Source organism: Pseudolysinimonas kribbensis, from assembly GCF_030161895.1.
In the GTDB taxonomy this organism is placed as follows: domain Bacteria; phylum Actinomycetota; class Actinomycetes; order Actinomycetales; family Microbacteriaceae; genus Pseudolysinimonas; species Pseudolysinimonas kribbensis.
In genome coordinates this window covers 2,938,524-2,953,624 of record NZ_BSVB01000001.1, presented here as the reverse complement: position 1 = coordinate 2,953,624, position 15,101 = coordinate 2,938,524, and the positions used below count along the sequence as shown (strand labels likewise).

Below are 15,101 nucleotides of genomic sequence, written 5' to 3'. Positions count from 1 at the left end.
CGCGCCGCCCTGCCAGCCGATTCGCACCGGCGTACGATCCGGTCATGGCGGGTGCAAGCGCGAGCAGCACCACCCTGGTGGTGGTGGGCGACGATGAGGGCACGACGATCCGCGGCTTCGTCGGGCATGCCAATGTGCGGGCCGCGAGTCTCGCGGGACGCGATGACGACGAGGTCGCCCGCTGGACGCGCGGCGCGTCGACGCCGTATCTAGTGCACGACCGCGACCCGCTCGAGCACGTCGCCGCCGCGTGGGTCGAGTTCTTCGACGACCAGTCCACGCTCGGTGCGCTGGAGCTCGAGATCGACCGGGCGGTCGAGGCTCTGAAGCGCGGGGAGGCGGCGATCCCGGACTATTACCTCGTCGTGAATCCGGAGTCGCTGCCGCCCACCTGGCGGCACTGGTGGCTCGGGGTGATGGCGCAGGCCTCGCCGACCCGCGTGATCCCGCGCGGCGAGGACGAGTCCGGCGTGCGTCTGCTGCGCCGACTGCCGACCGGCAGGCCGTGGCCGGATCCCGCGACCTGGCTCGGCGGCGTGACCGCCGCGGTGCCGGACCGCGTGGGGCTCGGCGGCGCGGCCTAGCCTGGGCTGCATGGCGTTCGAGATCGACCTCAACAGCGACCTGGGCGAGGGCTTCGGCGCCTGGCCGATGGGCGACGACGAGGCGATGCTCGGCATCGTGACGAGCGCGAACATCGCGTGCGGCGCACACGCGGGCGACGCGGGCATCATGCGGCGGCGGTGCGAGTCGGCGGTGGAACGCGGGGTGCGGATCGGGGCGCACGTCGGCTACCGCGACCTGCACGGCTTCGGACGGCGGCACCTGGCGATGGATGCCCGCGCGGTCGAGGACGAGACCCTCCACCAGCTCGGCGCCCTCGGCGCGGCCGCCACCGCGGCGGGCGGTCGCGTGCGCTACGTCAAGCCGCACGGCGCGCTGTACCACGACGCCTCGGACGACCCGGGTCTCGCCGCCGCCATCGCCGGCGCGATGGCGATGATCGACCGCGGTCTCGCGCTGCTCGGCCCCGCCGACACGGAGCTGGAGCGCGCGGCGGCCGCGCACGGGCTCGCGTTCGTCGCGGAGGGGTTCGCCGACCGCCGGTACCGCGACGACGGCCGACTCGTCGATCGGCGCGAGCCCGATGCGATGCTCGACGGCGACGACGCGCTGGCCCAGGCGCTGCGGCTCGCCCGCGGCGAGAGCGCGGCGCCGCGGGTCGGCAGCATCTGCGTGCACGGCGACACCCCGGGCGCCGTCGCGATGGCGCGGCGCATCCGGGAGCGGCTGACCGGCGACGGCATCACGCTCCGGGCCTTCGCGTGAGCTCCTCCCCTGCTGCGCCGGGCCGGGGACCGGGCCGTGCTCGTCGAGCCCGGCGACGCCGAGCGGCTCGCCCGGCTGCGCGCCTCGCTCGCCGCCTCGACACCGGATCTCGTGACCGACTGGGTCGTCGGCGCCCGGACCGTGCTGCTCACCTTCGACGGCCCGCCCGATCTGGCCGGTCTCGAACGCGAGGTGGCGTCCCGGATGGCGCAGGCCGCCCCCGCCTCGCACTCGTCGCCCTCCGACGTGCTCACTATCCCCGTGCGCTACGACGGCCCGGACCTCGACGACGTCGCGCGACTGCTCGCCCTCACGCCGGAGGAGGTGATCGCCGCCCATACCGGCACCGAATGGGTGTGCCGGTTCATCGGCTTCGCGCCCGGGTTCGGCTACCTGAGCGCGGACGGCGAGCCGCCGTTCCGGCTCCCGCGGCGCACGCAGTCGCGCCCGGTCGTGCCGGCCGGATCGGTCGCCCTCGCCGACGAGTACACCGCGGTCTACCCGCGCCGCTCCCCCGGCGGCTGGCAGCTCATCGGCACGACCGACCTGCCGGTCTGGGATGCCGCCCGCACCCCGCCGAACGCGATCGCGCCCGGCACGCGCGTGCGCTTCGTGCGGGCCGAGCCGTGACCGGCCGCCGCGAGCTGAACGTGCTCGCCCCCGGCATCCTGAGCCTCATCGAGGACGCGGGCCGGCTCGGCTGGCTGTCGGCGGGCGTGGGCGTCTCGGGTGCGGCGGATCCGGGCTCGTACGAGCTCGCCAACCGGCTCGTCGCGAACCCGCCCGGCGCCGCCGCGATCGAGGTCACGATGGGCGGCCTGCGGGCGGAGGTCGGCTGCCGCACCGTCGTCGCGGTCACCGGCGCCCCCGCGCAGCTGACCGTCGACGGCCGCGCGTTCGGTCACGACAGCGTCGTGCCCGTCGAGCCCGGCCAGGTCATCGAGCTCGGGATGCCGCCGGTCGGCGTGCGCAGCTACCTCGCGATCCGCGGCGGCATCGACGTGGAGCCGGTCCTGGGATCCCGCAGCACCGACACGATGTCGGGCCTCGGCCCGCCGGCGCTGGCCGCGGGCGACGTGCTGCCGATCGGCGCCGAACCGGCCGAGTGGCCGATCGTCGACGTCGCGCCGGTGCCGCCGCTCGAGGCAGGCACCGTCGTCGTGCGTGCAATGGCGGGCCCGCGTGCGGAGTGGTTCGCCGCCCCGCACGTCATCTTCGAGACCGAGTGGATCGCCTCCCCGCCTCCGACCGCATCGGCGTGCGCCTCGACCCGGCCGACCCGGCGGCGCGACCGGCCCGCGCGATCGACGGCGAGCTGCCGGTCGAGGGGATGCCGCTCGGCGCGATCCAGGTGCCCCCGAGCGGCCAGCCGGTCGCCTTCCTCGCCGACCACCCCGTCACGGGCGGCTACCCGGTCATCGCGACCGTCGACCGCGCCGACATCGGACGGCTCGCGCAGCTGCGCCCCGGCCAGCGCGTGCGCTTCGCACAGCACCGCAGGTAGGGCGCCGCGTCGATCGACCTTTTGGTGGATCTGAGGGGACTCGAACCCCTGACCCCCTGCATGCCATGCAGGTGCGCTACCAGCTGCGCCACAGACCCGTGACCCCGAACGGGGCAACTGCCCCAGGTTACTACACGCGGCGACCGCGGCTCACGCCCGGCCAGACCCTGGAGGGTCACGCCTCGCGCGCGGCCGGGAGCTCGAGCGGGATGACAGGGCAGTCCCGCCAGAGGCGCTCCAGCGCGTAGTACATGCGGTCCTCCTCGTGGAAGACGTGCACGACGATGTCGCCGAAGTCCAGCAGCACCCAGCGGCCCTCGGAGCGGCCCTCGCGGCGGAGCGGCTTGACGCCGATCTCGAGCAGGGCGTCTTCGATCCCCTCCGCGATGGAGAGCACGTTCCGCTCGTTGCGACCGCTGGCCAGGAGGAAGACGTCGGTGAGGGGCAGCGGCTCGGAGACGTCGAGCGCGACGAGATCGTCGGCCTGCTTGGCGTCGGCGGCTCTCGCCGCGAGCCGCAGCAGCTCGATGGCCCGGTCGGACGCCGTCACAGGACTCCGGAGACGAGGCCGACGACGAGCAGCGTCACGACCACGGCCGCCATGCCGGCGGCGGAGATGATGAGCGCGGTGAGGGCGCGGTTGCCGACCGGCTTCTTCGCGACGATGACGTTGCGGGTCGACGTGTGGCTGCTGATCGCCTTGACCGCGCGCACGGGCTGGGAGTCGGTGGAGACCACCTGGTGGTCACCGGGATCGAGCTCGTGGTCGAGGTGGTGCTCGTCGAGCTGCGTCGGATGCGCGCCCGAGGTGGCGAGGCTGTGCGGCAGGTCGATCGACCCGGTCACGAGGATCTCGCCGGTGCCGAGGTGCGCGAACTCCGGGTTCGGAAGCGAGGGCAGCACGAGGGCGCTCGTCGTGATCGCGCCGCTGCCGGCGCCCACCTTGCGGCTGATCGTCGACTCGTTGACCTGCGTCGCGTCGTCGAGGTCCGCCTGCGTGCTCCAGTGACCGGCCCGGCGAGCGGTCCGTGTGGCGGGAGCGGTCGGGGGCTCGGAGATCGCGGGCTCCGCAGCCACCGGCTCGGCGACGACCGGCTCCGCGGCGACGGGCTCGGCCACGACGGTCTCCGCCACGACCGGCTCGGCAGCCGCGGGCTCCGCGACGACGACCTCCGGCTCCGGCGCGACGGGTTCGATTCCGGGCTCCGGACCGACAGCAGCGGTCGGATCGACCAGCGGCTCGACGAGCGGTGCCGGCGCCGAGTCGGACGGCGGCGCGAAGAGGGCCTCGAACGGCGACAGCACGGGAGCCTGGGCAGGGACGGCCGGCTCGCTCGAGACGGACGCGACGGGCTCGGACGCGACGGGCTCGGATGCCACGGGCTCCGACGCGACCGGCTCGGACGCGACGGGCTCCGATGCCACGGGCTCAGGCGCGACCGGCTCGGGCGCGACCGGCTCGGGCGCCACGGGCTCGGGCGCGACCGGCTGCGGCGCGAACGACGAGGGCGCGGACCGCGGCGCGGGGGCGTCGACCTGCGCGCCCTGCGCCTCGCGAAGCGCGCGCAATTCGCGACGGGTGAGGGTGTACTCGGTCGACTGCGGCGCGCGCTCGACCGGCGACGACGTCGTGGCGGGCATCGGCGGCGCGACCGGCTCGGCGTTCACGGGTGCCGCGTGCGAGCCACGTCCCTCCGGGCTGTAATCGCGCGGACGGTACGTCGGAACATCCTGTTCCGGGAGCATCTGAGTGGCGGCCTCATCGGGCTCGCCCGTCGCCGCTTCGGGGGTGCGGCGAGCACGGAAGTCGGGACCGTCGTAGTGGGGCAAGGGCGCACGATTCTGGGTCGAGTACGTCAGCGGCTCGGCATCCTGCTCGGGCTGCAGACCGTAGGCCGCATTGCGCTCCCCTGTCGCGCGGCGCGACGGGACTGCAAGGGCGGGTCCTGAAAGGTGGTCATGTCGTCGTACTCCGGTAGAGGTGGTGCTTGGAGATGTACTGCACGACACCATCGGGAACCAAGTACCACACCGGGAATCCCCGGCCGACTCGCTCGCGGCAATCCGTGGAAGAGATCGCCAAGGCGGGTACCTCAAGGGAGCTTACGCGTTGGGGTGGCAATCCGCTAATGCTCAACGAGTGCCCGGGACGCGACACGGCGACGAACTGCGCGAGCTCCCACAGCTCCCCGATGTCCTTCCAGTCGAGGATCTGCGCGATGGCGTCGGCGCCCGAGATGAAGAAGAGCTCGGCGTCCGGGTAGCTCCGCTTCAGATCGCGCAGCGTGTCGATCGTGTAGGTCGGCCCGTCCCGATCGACGTCCACCCGGCTGACGGTGAAATCCGGGTTGGACGCCGTCGCGATGACCGTCATGAGGTAGCGGTGCTCGGCCGAGGTGACCACCCGCTTCATGTACGGCTGGCCGGTCGGCACGAACACGACCTCGTCGAGCTGGAAGCTCTGCCGCACCTCGCTCGCGGCGACGAGGTGACCGTGGTGGATCGGGTCGAACGTGCCGCCCATGACGCCGATCCGGCGACGCCGCCCGGCGGCATCCGTCACCCGGAGCCCCTAGTGGTGGCCGGCCTGGTGGTCGGATCCGTGCCCGTCGTCGTGCGCCGCGTGCGGGTCCGCGGGGAACGGCTCGCGGTCGGCGTGACGGTTGGCGACGTCGCGGAAGCTCCACGAGACGAGCGCCAGCACGAGGAACGCACCCGCCACGATCGCCGGGAACGCCCAGTTCGGCATGATCAGGTGGGCGGGCGCCTCCTCGGCGGCCAGCGTCAGCAGGAAGGACATACGCCGATCCTACCGAGCCGGCCGGCCGATCCGTGCTCCACCGCTCCTAGCCTCTGACCTGCCCGGCACCGCGCACGAGCCACTTGGTGCTCGTGAGCTCCTGCAGTCCCATCGGCCCGCGCGCATGCAGCTTCTGGGTCGAGATGCCGACCTCGGCGCCGAAGCCGAACTCGCCGCCGTCGGTGAACCGGGTCGAGGCGTTCACCATGACCACGGCCGAGTCCACCTCGGCGAGGAAGCGCTCGGCGCGGGCGTAGTCGTTGGTCACGATCGACTCGGTGTGCTTGGTCGAGAACCGGCGGATGTGCTCGAGCGCCCCGTCGAGGTCGTCGACCACGGCGACGCTCATGTCGAGACTCATGTGCTCCGTCGCGTAGTCCTCGTCCGTCGCCGGCGGGAGGCCCGCGACGATCGCGCGCGCCCGGTCGTCGCCCTTGATCGTGACGCCCCGCTCCCGCAGCGCGGCCACGACCGGCGGCAGCAGCCGCGCCGCCGCGCGGGCATCGACGAGCAGCGTCTCGAGGGCGTTGCACACGCTCGGCCGCTGCACCTTCGAGTTGACCGCGATGTCGATCGAGGTGGTCTCATCGGCCGACTCGTCGAGGAACAGGTGCACGACGCCCGCGCCCGTCTCGATGACCGGCACCTTCGACTCGCGCACGACCGAGTCGATGAGGTCGGCGCTGCCGCGCGGGATCAGCACATCGACGCGACCGACGGCGTGCATGAGCATCGTGCCGCCCTCGCGGCCGAACCGGTCGACGGTCTGCACCGCCTCCGCCGGCAGCCCGACGCTCGTGAGCGCGCCCTGCAGGAGCTCGACGAGCACGGCGTTGGTGCCCTGCGCGGCCCGCCCGCCCCGCAGCACGACGGCATTGCTGCTTTTCAGCGCCAGGGACGCGATGTCGATCGTGACGTTCGGCCGCGCCTCGTAGATGGCACCGACGACCCCGAAGGGCACGCGCACCTGGCTGAGCTGCAGACCGTTGGGCAGGGTCGAACCGCGCACGACGACGCCCACCGGATCCGGGAGCGCGATGATCTCGCGTACGGCGGCCGCGAGGCCGGCGAGACGCGTCGGATCGAGGCGCAGCCGGTCCTGCAGGCCCGCGCTCAGGCCGTTCTCGCGGCCGTTCGCCAGGTCGAGCTCGTTGGCGGGCAGGATGCGGTCGGCGCCCGTCTCGATCGCGACGGCGATCGCCTCGAGGGCCTCGTGCTTGCGGCCGGTCGAGGTCGTCGCGAGCACCCGCGCCGCCCGAGCGGCCGCGGCGAGCTCGTCGTCGATCGCGAGCGGGGCGAGGTCGGTCGCGGACATACCCGGATCCTACCGACCGACGACGCGCAGCCCCGGGCCCGGTCGCCGCGCAGGAGCGCCTCCGCGTGGGCGGCACCGGTGCGCGCATGCTCGACGGCGCGGGCGATGGCGAGGCCGGCATCCCGTGCCCGCAGCGCCGCGACGATGCCGCGGTGGGCGGCGAGCTGGGCGGCGCGCGACTCGGGGGTCGTCACCTCGAGCCATCGGGTGCGCGAGAGCGTCGTCATCGTGGTGCGGATGGCGTCGGCCAAGAACGGGTTGCCCGAGAGCGCACCGAGTTCGGTGTGGAACTCCTCCCCCAGCGCACCCCGCCCTCCGGGTCGTCGGGTTGGCGGTCGAGGAGCACGTCGAGCCGGTCGAGCTCCGCGTCTCCGGCGCGCTCGACGGCGAGACGCAGCGCCGCGGTCTCCACGGCCTCCCGGAACTCCTCCGCGTGCCGCAGCTCGGCGAGGTCGAGCGGCGCGATCGTCCAGCCGCGCTCGTCGCGCCGCACGAGCCCCTCGCTCTGCAGTCGCGAGAGGGCCGCGCGCACCGGGGTGCGGGAGGCGCCGAGGTCGCTCTCGAGGCCGCGCTCGCTCACCCGCTCGCCGGGGGCGAGGTCGAGCGCGAGGATGCGCGCGCGCAGGCGTTCGTAGGCGCCGTCGGACTGCGTGACCATGTGGGCCTCTCGATTGGTATCCCATCTTGGTATACCAGTAGGATCGCGCCGTGACCAGTGCCGTCGTTCCCGCACGCGGCGCGCACCCGTGGGCGATGCTCGTCGTCGCGGTGTACGCGCAGACCTCGACGACCGTCGTGCTCACCACGCCGGCGTTCCTGATCCCGCTGCTGCACACCGTGCAGGGGCTCTCGCTCGCGCAGGCCGGCCTGCTCGCGGCCGCCCCCAACCTCGGCATGGTGCTCGCGCTGGTCGCCTGGGGCGCCGCCGCCGACCACTGGGGCGAACGCCGGGTGCTCGTGCTCGGTCTGCTCGTCACCGTGCTCGCCGTGATCGGCGCGATGGTCGTGCACGGCTATACGGCGCTCGGGATCGCGCTCGTCGTCGCCGGGATCGGCGCGGCATCCACGAATGCGGCGAGCGGGCGCGTCGTGGTCGGCTGGTTCGCGCGGGAGCGTCGCGGGCTCGCGATGGGCATCCGGCAGGCCTGTCAGCCGCTCGGCACGGCGATCGCGGCCATCGCGGTTCCGCCGCTGGTGGCATCCGGATCGGTGCTGCCGGCACTGATCCTGGGCGGCGCCATGGTGCTCGTCGCGTGCGCGGCGTGCGCGATCGTGATCATCGATCCGCCGCGGCCCGAGCGGGCGCGCATCGAAGGCGTGAGCGACAGCCCGTACCGGCACCCGACCCTGTGGCGCATCCACGCCGTGTCGGTGCTGCTGGTCGTGCCGCAGTTCGCGCTCTCGACGTTCGGGCTGGTGTGGATGGTCGTCGCCCTCGGCTTCACGCCGCTCGCCGCCGGAATCGTGGTCGCCGCCGCGCAGTTCCTCGGTGCGGTCGGTCGGGTCGCGGTGGGCGTGCTGAGCGACCGGGTCGGCAGCCGGCTGCGACCGCTGCGCTGGGTGGCCGTCGCCGGGATCGTCGCCCTGCTCGCGACGGCGGGCTCGGGAGCGCTCGGCCCGGGTTCCCTCGGCTGGGGCATCGCCGCCGCCGGATGCTACGTGCTCGCGAGCTGCATCAGCGTCGCCGACAACGGGCTGGCCTTCACCTCGGTCGCCGAGCTCGCGGGTCCGTTCTGGTCGGGCCGGGCGCTGGGAGCGCAGAACACCGGGCAGTATCTGGGGGCGGCGATCGTCGCCCCGGTCGTCGGCGCGCTCATCGGGCTCGTGGGCTTCGCGGGAGCGTTTGCGTTCGTGGCGATCGCGCCGCTCGTCGCGGTGCCGCTCGTGCCGTCGGCGCGCGTGGAGCGCCACACGGACTGAGCTGCGGGTCGACCGCCCACGCTTGCATCACCCGGGCGCGTTCGCGCGCGCCGACTTGATGCAGACGTGGGCGCTCGGTCGCCGGCGCCGGCGCGGGCGCCGTTCCGGTCTCGGTACGCGACCTGCGGTCGCTACTCGACCCGCTCGCGGGCGTCGAACCAGGTGCCGAGCTCCTCGCCGGCGAGCGCCTCGGCGACGCGTTCGGTCGCCGTGAGGAGCACCGGAGTGCCGGCCGCGGCGGCGAGGCGAGCCGCCGCGATCTTCGTGCCCGCTCCCCCGGTGCCGACTCCCGCGGCGCCGATGCTGCCGAGCTCGACCCCGGCGAGGTCGTCGCCGAAGCCGACGCGCGCGATCGGCTCAGCACCCGGCGTGCCGGGGGCCGGGTGTAGAGGGCGTCGACGTCGGAGAGCAGCACGAGCAGGTCCGCGCCCACGAGCTCGCTCACCATCGAGGCGAGACGATCGTTGTCGCCGAACCGGATCTCGTGGGTCGCGACCGTGTCGTTCTCGTTGACGATCGGCAGGATCCGCAGCGAGAGCAGCCGCTCCATCGCCCGCTGCGCGTTCGAGCGGTGCGTCGGGTTCTCAAGGTCGCCCGCCGTGAGCAGCACCTGGCCCGCGACGATCGCGTAGCGGTCGAGCTGCTGCTGGTAGCGGAAGACCAGCACGTTCTGGCCGACCGCGGCGGCGGCCTGCTGCGTTGCGAGGTCGGAGGGGCGCGCCTCGAGGTGCAGGTACGGCATCCCGGTCGCGATCGCGCCGGAGGACACCAGCACCACCTCGGCGCCGCGTGCGTGCGTGGCAGCGAGCGCGTCGACGAGCGGCGCGATCCGGCCCGCATTGTCGCCGCTGATCGACGAGGATCCGACCTTCACGACGATGCGCCGGGCGCCCGTCACCGCCGCCCGGGTCACTCGTCGTCCTCCACGACCTCGCCGGTCTCGGCGTCGTCGCGCCACACGCCCGCCTCGCGCTCGGCCTCGAGCTCCGCGCGGGCCTGAGCCTTCGCGTCCATGCGCTCGAAGTAGTGCTCGCGACGCTCGGCGCGCGTCGCACGGCGGTTGTCGTCGAGCCGCAGGTCGGTGCCGCGTGGACCGGCCGGCATGGTCGCGAGCTCGGCGGCGGAGGTGAGCGTCGGTTCCCAGTCGAACACCGCCTCGCCGATGACGACGGTCGAGCCGGGCACGGCGCCCTTCGCGAAGAGCTCGTCCTCGACGCCCAGCTTCGCGAGGCGATCCGCGAGGAAGCCGACGGCCTCGTCGTTCTGGAAGTCGGTCTGCTCGATCCAGCGCTCGGGCTTCGCGCCGCGCACCCGATAGGTCGGCTCGGTGCCGCCCTCCACGACGACGACGACGAAGTCCTTCTCGTCGACCGCCTTGGGCCGGATGACGATCCGCTGCGCCGAGGGCGCCGCCAGCTTCGCGGCACGATCGGCCGCCACCAGCTCGGCCAGCGCGAACGACAGCTCGCGCAATCCCGCGCGGCTGATCGCCGAGACCTCGAAGACGCGGTAGCCGCGCTCCTCGAGCGCCGGGCGCACCAGGTCCGCGAGGTCCTGCGCGTCCGGGATGTCGACCTTGTTGAGCGCCACCAGCTGCGGCCGCTCGAGCAGCGGCGTCTGCCCCTCGGGCACCGGATACGCCGCGAGCTCGCCCAGGATGACGTCGAGGTCGCTGAGCGGATCGCGGCCCGGGTCGAGGGTGCCGCAGTCGAGCACGTGCAGCAGCGCCGAGCAGCGCTCGACGTGCCGCAGGAACTCGAGGCCGAGCCCTTGCCCTCGCTCGCGCCCTCGATCAAACCGGGGACGTCGGCGATCGTGTACCGGACCTCGCCGGACTCGACGACGCCGAGGTTCGGATGCAGCGTCGTGAACGGATAGTCGGCGATCTTCGGGCGGGCAGCGCTCATGGCGGCGATGAGGCTCGACTTGCCGGCGCTCGGATACCCGACGAGCGCCACGTCGGCGACGGTCTTCAGCTCCAGCCGGACGTCGCCCTCCCAGCCGTGCGTGCCGAGAAGCGCGAACCCGGGCGCCTTGCGTTTCGATGTCGCAAGAGCCGCATTGCCGAGCCCGCCCTGGCCGCCCGCGGCGACGACGATCTCCAGACCCGCGGCATCCAGGTCGGCGAGCACGGCTCCGTCGGCATCCTTGACGACCGTGCCGACCGGCACCGGGAGCACGAGACGCTCCCCCGCGTACCCCGCGCGGTGATCGCCCATGCCCGGGCCGCCGTTGCCGCTTGACCGGTGCGGAGCGCGCTGGTAGTTCAGCAGGGTCGTGACCTGGGGATCGGCGACGAGAACGATGTCGCCGCCGTGTCCGCCGTTGCCGCCATCGGGCCCCGCGAGCGGCTTGAACTTCTCGCGCCGCACCGAGACGCAGCCGTTTCCACCGTGACCCGAGCGCAGGTGGAGGGTCACCTGGTCGACGAACGTCGCCATGTCTTCTTCTCCTCCATGCAGAAAGGGCGGGCCGAAGCCCGCCCTCTCAACGTCGATGCGTCGCGGGGCTACGCCTGCGGAACGACGATGTTGACGACCTTGCGGCGGCCCTTGGCGCCGAACTCGACGGAACCGGCCTCCAGCGCGAACAGCGTGTCATCGCCACCGCGGCCGACATTCTCGCCCGGGTGGAAGTGGGTGCCGTGCTGACGCACGATGATCTCGCCGGCCTTGACGACCTGACCGCCGAAGCGCTTCACGCCGAGGCGCTGGGCGTTCGAGTCGCGCCCGTTGCGCGTCGAGGACGCGCCCTTCTTGTGTGCCATGTCTGCGCCGCCTCTACTTGATGCCGGTGATCTTGACGCGGGTCTGGTCGTGACGGAAGCCCTGACGACGCTTGTACCCGGTCTTGTTCTTGAAGTGCTGGATGACGATCTTCGGGCCGCGCTCGTGGCCGATGACCTCGGCGGTCACCGTGATCTTCGCGAGGGCCTTCGGGTCGTGGGTGATCGTGTCGCCGTCCACGAACAGGACGGGAGAGAGCTCGACGGTGCCGTTGACGTCGGCCTTGAGGCGGTCGAGCACGACGATGGTGCCGACCTCGACCTTCTCCTGCCGGCCGCCGGCGCGCACAACTGCGTAGACCACGGTGATTCCTTACGTTGGCGCAGGCGGATCCTGCGAGTGGAAGTCTGGGCGCGAGAGAACGGCACGGAGCCGACGTGCACCAAGGATCAAGAATAGCCGACGATCGGCCGCTTCATCAAACCGTCTCGTTTCTTCCGCCGACCTAGGATCGCGGGATGACCGTGCTGATCGACGAGGCCATCTGGCCGGCGCACGGCACCGTCTGGGCGCATCTCGTCAGCGACGCGGACTACGACGAGCTGCACGCCTTCGCCGAGCGGGCGGGCATCCCGCGCCGCGCCTTCGACAACGATCACTACGACGTGCCGGAGCGACGCCGCGACGAGCTCATCGCGCTGGGGGCCACGCCCGTCACCGGACGCGAGCTCCTGCGGCGGCTGCAGGCCGCGGGGTTGCGCGTGCGGCAGCGTGACAAGCGCGCACCTCGCTGAAAGCGAAGGCCATCTCTGGCCTTCGCCGCGGCGTCAGCGCCGACGGCCGTCGGTCTACTCCTCAGCCGGGGTGACCGTGCCGCCGCTCGAGGCGCGGCGGGAGCGGCGAGCGCGTCCGTGCCCCGGCGGGTTGGGCTCCGGCAGCGCCTCGAGCACCGAGCCGAGAATCTGCTCGGCCACCTCGGTGCTGATCCGGCGTCCGGCGCGCGGCGCGGGCGTCACCGGGATGTCGAGGATCTCGACCGCCGCCTCCGCCGCTGCGCCCACGGCCTGCTCGACCGGTCCGTCCACCTGCTCGGCGGCGGGCTCGACGGCATCCGGAGCGCCCGACTCGTCGACGAGCTCCTCGCCGGTCTCCGAATGCACGGTCGACTTGGCGATCTGCGCGAGAGCGTTGCGCACGTCGTCGGTCAGCTGATGGGTTCCTCCGGGGCCGTGCCCGTTCTTGGGCCCGGCCGCACCGCCTCCGCGTCCACGACGGCTGCGACCCTGGCCGGGCGCCGCCGCGGGCTGGTCGGCCGACCGGTGCTTGAACACCGGGTCGTGGTGCACGATGATCCCTCGGCCGGCGCAGACCTCGCAGGTCTCGCTGAACGACTCGACCAGGCCGAGCCCCAGCTTCTTGCGGGTCATCTGCACGAGGCCGAGCGAGGTGACCTCGGCCACCTGGTGCTTGGTGCGGTCGCGCGACAGGCACTCGACGACCCGTCGCAGCACGAGGTCGCGGTTCGACTCGAGCACCATGTCGATGAAGTCGACGACGATGATGCCGCCGATGTCGCGCAGCCGCAGCTGGCGCACGATCTCCTCCGCGGCCTCGAGGTTGTTCTTGGTGACGGTCTCCTCGAGGTTGCCGCCGGACCCGACGAACTTTCCCGTGTTGACGTCGATGACCGTCATGGCCTCGGTGCGGTCGATGATGAGCGACCCGCCGGATGGCAGCCACACCTTGCGCTCGAGCGCCTTCTCGATCTGCTCCGAGACCCGGTACTCCTCGAACGAGTCGGGGCCGTCGTAGGTCTCGACGCGGTCCATGAGGTCCGGCGCGACGGCGCCGACGTAACCGCGGATCGTGTCGAGGGCGTCCTCCTCGATCACGAGCCTCTGGAAGTCCTCGTTGAAGACGTCGCGCACGATCTTGACGAGCAGGTCGGGCTCGCTGTGCAGCAGCGCCGGCGCCTGGCCGATCTCGACGGCACGGCTGATCTCGGCCCACTGCGCGGTGAGCCGGCTCACGTCCAGCGTCAGCTGCTCCTCGGTGGCGCCCTCGGCGGCGGTGCGCACGATGACGCCGGCGTCGTCGGGCAGCACCTCCTTGAGGATCTTCTTGAGGCGCGCGCGCTCCGTGTCGGGCAGCTTGCGGCTGATGCCGTTCATCGAGCCGTTGGGCACGTAGACCAGGTAGCGGCCCGGCAGCGAGACCTGCGAGGTGAGCCGCGCGCCCTTGTGCCCGACGGGGTCCTTCGTGACCTGCACCAGCACCCGGTCGCCGGGCTTGAGCGCGAGCTCGATCCGGCGGGCCTGGTTCTTGACGCCGTCGCCCTCGGCGGCCGCCGCAGCGGCCTCCCAGTCGACCTCGCCCGAGTACAGCACCGCGTTGCGTCCGCGGCCGATGTCGACGAATGCCGCCTCCATCGAGGGCAGCACGTTCTGCACGCGACCGAGGTAGACGTTGCCGATGAGGCTGGCATCCTGCGCCCGGGCGACGTAGTGCTCGACGAGCACGCCGTCCTCGAGCACGCCGATCTGGATCCGGCCGAACTTCGAGCGCACGACCATGACGCGGTCGACGCTCTCGCGGCGCGCGAGGAACTCGGCCTCGGTGATGACGGGGCGGCGTCGGCCGGCGTCGCGACCGTCGCGGCGACGCTGCTTCTTGGCCTCGAGCCGGGTCGAGCCCTTCACCTTCTGGGGCTCGGTGATGAGCGGTGCGGCCTTGCGGGGCTCGCGCACCTTGACGACCGTGTTCGGCGCGTCCTCACCGTCGCGGGGGCCCTCCCCGAGCGGCGGCGGGTGCGCCGACGGCTGCTGGGAGCCGAGCCCTCCTGGGCGGGCGGCTGCTCGCTCTCCTCGGTGGCCACTGCTCCGGGGGCGGCGGCGGGGGCGCCTGGAACAGGATGGCGAACGGGCTCGATCCGGAGGCGTCCGCCGTCGGCTCGGCGGCCGTCGGGGCCGACCCCGTCGCGGGCTGCGCTGCAGGCTGCTCGGCCTTCTTCCGGCGTGAGCGCTGCGGCTTCTGGGTCTCGGCGGGCGCCGCTTCCGCGGTCGGCGCGTCGAGCACGAGGCCCGTCTCCGCCTCGGCCGAGACGTGCGACGCGGCGCTCTTCGCGCCCGTCACCGCCTTCCGGCGAGAGCGCTTCGGCTTCGCGACGGTCGTCTCGTCGGTGTTCTCGATGTTGTCGTTGTCATCCACCATCGCTGGTGCACTCCTCGCCCGGGTGGTGGCCGCCCACCTGCCGGGTACTCTCGTGCGGCGCCGATTCGGCTCCGCTAATCCTGTCCATCGCCCCATCGGTGGGGACGTCGCGCCCTGTCACGGCGCTCGCGCTCTCTCACGGCACTCTTCGCAACTGGCATGCGACGCGGTGCAGTGCTGCACTCGCGGCCCGGTATGCCCGGTAAGCCTTTATCCGTGGTTCCGTCCCGAGCGCGGCTCGGAGCGGTGACCGAGTGCGATTATCTCACGACTGGGCGCGCGCACCGGCATCCACGC

General features: G+C 72.8%; 15 protein-coding genes, 1 tRNA gene and 4 pseudogenes. 6 read left to right on the top strand and 14 right to left on the bottom strand.

The window, feature by feature from the left end; all coding sequences use genetic code 11:
* Positions 1-44 precede the first annotated feature (44 nt).
* From QQK35_RS16310 to QQK35_RS20625, 4 genes and pseudogenes are all read left to right on the top strand, one after another.
* The gene (locus tag QQK35_RS16310) at positions 45-584 is read left to right on the top strand and encodes a hypothetical protein (RefSeq protein ID WP_284255084.1); all 540 of its coding nucleotides are present in this window, start codon (positions 45-47) and stop codon (positions 582-584) included.
* Between the two features lie 10 nt (positions 585-594).
* Entirely contained in the window at positions 595-1,329 is a 735-nt protein-coding gene (locus QQK35_RS16305; protein WP_284255083.1) for a LamB/YcsF family protein, read from the top strand.
* Positions 1,330-1,365: 36 nt separating this feature from the next.
* Positions 1,366-1,959, top strand: coding sequence for a 5-oxoprolinase subunit B family protein (locus QQK35_RS16300; protein ID WP_431311818.1), 594 nt, complete (start codon positions 1,366-1,368; stop codon positions 1,957-1,959).
* A pseudogene (locus tag QQK35_RS20625) lies at positions 1,956-2,833 on the top strand (5-oxoprolinase subunit C family protein). The gene QQK35_RS16300 and the pseudogene QQK35_RS20625 overlap by 4 nt, the downstream one beginning before the upstream one ends.
* 22 nt (positions 2,834-2,855) lie before the next feature.
* On the opposite strand, the gene QQK35_RS16290 reads toward QQK35_RS20625, so the two are convergent.
* The 8 genes and pseudogenes from QQK35_RS16290 to QQK35_RS20790 form a co-directional block, all read right to left on the bottom strand.
* Positions 2,856-2,931: transfer RNA gene (locus QQK35_RS16290), tRNA-Ala, on the bottom strand.
* A gap of 77 nt (positions 2,932-3,008) precedes the next feature.
* Positions 3,009-3,383: a ribosome silencing factor gene (gene rsfS / locus QQK35_RS16285; RefSeq protein ID WP_284255082.1), complete on the bottom strand. Its 375-nt coding sequence runs from the start codon at positions 3,381-3,383 to the stop codon at positions 3,009-3,011.
* Positions 3,380-4,501 carry a hypothetical protein gene (locus tag QQK35_RS16280; protein ID WP_284255081.1) on the bottom strand — a complete coding sequence of 374 codons (1,122 nt, stop codon included), beginning with the start codon at positions 4,499-4,501 and terminating at the stop codon, positions 3,380-3,382. Before QQK35_RS16280 ends, rsfS begins: the two co-directional genes overlap by 4 nt.
* A gap of 289 nt (positions 4,502-4,790) precedes the next feature.
* The gene (gene nadD / locus QQK35_RS16275) at positions 4,791-5,396 is read right to left on the bottom strand and encodes a nicotinate-nucleotide adenylyltransferase (RefSeq protein ID WP_284255080.1); all 606 of its coding nucleotides are present in this window, start codon (positions 5,394-5,396) and stop codon (positions 4,791-4,793) included.
* Positions 5,397-5,405: 9 nt separating this feature from the next.
* Positions 5,406-5,633 carry a hypothetical protein gene (locus tag QQK35_RS16270; RefSeq protein ID WP_284255079.1) on the bottom strand — a complete coding sequence of 76 codons (228 nt, stop codon included), beginning with the start codon at positions 5,631-5,633 and terminating at the stop codon, positions 5,406-5,408.
* A gap of 46 nt (positions 5,634-5,679) precedes the next feature.
* Entirely contained in the window at positions 5,680-6,948 is a 1,269-nt protein-coding gene (locus tag QQK35_RS16265; RefSeq protein ID WP_284255078.1) for a glutamate-5-semialdehyde dehydrogenase, read from the bottom strand.
* Positions 6,949-7,091: 143 nt separating this feature from the next.
* Positions 7,092-7,232 (bottom strand): annotated as a pseudogene (locus tag QQK35_RS20795) (GntR family transcriptional regulator); the annotation flags it as partial.
* Positions 7,172-7,606 (bottom strand): GntR family transcriptional regulator, encoded by a 435-nt coding sequence (locus QQK35_RS20790; RefSeq protein ID WP_284255077.1) that lies wholly within the window; start codon positions 7,604-7,606, stop codon positions 7,172-7,174. The gene QQK35_RS20790 and the pseudogene QQK35_RS20795, both read right to left, overlap by 61 nt.
* Positions 7,607-7,656: 50 nt before the next feature.
* Here QQK35_RS20790 and QQK35_RS16250 point away from each other — a divergent pair, with 50 nt between their 5' ends.
* Entirely contained in the window at positions 7,657-8,868 is a 1,212-nt protein-coding gene (locus QQK35_RS16250; RefSeq protein WP_284255076.1) for an MFS transporter, read from the top strand.
* A 131-nt stretch (positions 8,869-8,999) separates the two neighbouring features.
* Here QQK35_RS16250 and proB read toward each other — a convergent pair.
* The 4 genes and pseudogenes from proB to rplU all read right to left on the bottom strand — a co-directional run bounded on the left by proB (position 9,000) and on the right by rplU (position 11,957).
* A pseudogene (gene proB, locus QQK35_RS16245) lies at positions 9,000-9,781 on the bottom strand (glutamate 5-kinase).
* Positions 9,778-11,309: pseudogene (gene obgE, locus QQK35_RS16240) on the bottom strand (GTPase ObgE). The pseudogenes proB and obgE overlap by 4 nt, the downstream one beginning before the upstream one ends.
* Positions 11,310-11,377: 68 nt before the next feature.
* On the bottom strand, positions 11,378-11,635 hold the full coding sequence (gene rpmA / locus QQK35_RS16235; protein ID WP_284255075.1) for a 50S ribosomal protein L27: 258 nt from the start codon (positions 11,633-11,635) through the stop codon (positions 11,378-11,380).
* Positions 11,636-11,648: 13 nt separating this feature from the next.
* Positions 11,649-11,957, bottom strand: a complete 309-nt coding sequence (gene rplU, locus QQK35_RS16230) for a 50S ribosomal protein L21 (RefSeq protein WP_284255074.1) — start codon at positions 11,955-11,957, stop codon at positions 11,649-11,651.
* 155 nt (positions 11,958-12,112) lie between these two features.
* On the opposite strand from rplU, the gene QQK35_RS16225 reads away from it, so the two are divergent.
* The gene (locus QQK35_RS16225; RefSeq protein ID WP_284255073.1) at positions 12,113-12,388 is read left to right on the top strand and encodes a DUF4031 domain-containing protein; all 276 of its coding nucleotides are present in this window, start codon (positions 12,113-12,115) and stop codon (positions 12,386-12,388) included.
* 54 nt (positions 12,389-12,442) lie between these two features.
* Here the strand turns inward: QQK35_RS16225 and QQK35_RS16220 are convergent, their stop codons facing one another.
* Both QQK35_RS16220 and QQK35_RS20610 read right to left on the bottom strand, forming a co-directional pair.
* Entirely contained in the window at positions 12,443-14,341 is a 1,899-nt protein-coding gene (locus QQK35_RS16220; RefSeq protein ID WP_431311817.1) for an Rne/Rng family ribonuclease, read from the bottom strand.
* A gap of 25 nt (positions 14,342-14,366) precedes the next feature.
* Positions 14,367-14,804 (bottom strand): hypothetical protein, encoded by a 438-nt coding sequence (locus QQK35_RS20610; RefSeq protein ID WP_431311816.1) that lies wholly within the window; start codon positions 14,802-14,804, stop codon positions 14,367-14,369.
* Between the last annotated feature and the right edge of the window lie 297 nt (positions 14,805-15,101).

Coding starts and splice junctions, on each gene's coding strand:
- QQK35_RS16310 (WP_284255084.1), top strand. CDS start 45: ATGGCGGGTGCAAGCGCGAGCAGCACCACCCTGGTGGTGGTGGGCGAC.
- QQK35_RS20790 (WP_284255077.1), bottom strand. CDS start 7,606: ATGGTCACGCAGTCCGACGGCGCCTACGAACGCCTGCGCGCGCGCATC.
- rpmA (WP_284255075.1), bottom strand. CDS start 11,635: ATGGCACACAAGAAGGGCGCGTCCTCGACGCGCAACGGGCGCGACTCG.
- QQK35_RS16305 (WP_284255083.1), top strand. CDS start 595: ATGGCGTTCGAGATCGACCTCAACAGCGACCTGGGCGAGGGCTTCGGC.
- QQK35_RS20610 (WP_431311816.1), bottom strand. CDS start 14,804: ATGGTGGATGACAACGACAACATCGAGAACACCGACGAGACGACCGTC.
- QQK35_RS16270 (WP_284255079.1), bottom strand. CDS start 5,633: ATGTCCTTCCTGCTGACGCTGGCCGCCGAGGAGGCGCCCGCCCACCTG.
- QQK35_RS16225 (WP_284255073.1), top strand. CDS start 12,113: ATGACCGTGCTGATCGACGAGGCCATCTGGCCGGCGCACGGCACCGTC.
- QQK35_RS16265 (WP_284255078.1), bottom strand. CDS start 6,948: ATGTCCGCGACCGACCTCGCCCCGCTCGCGATCGACGACGAGCTCGCC.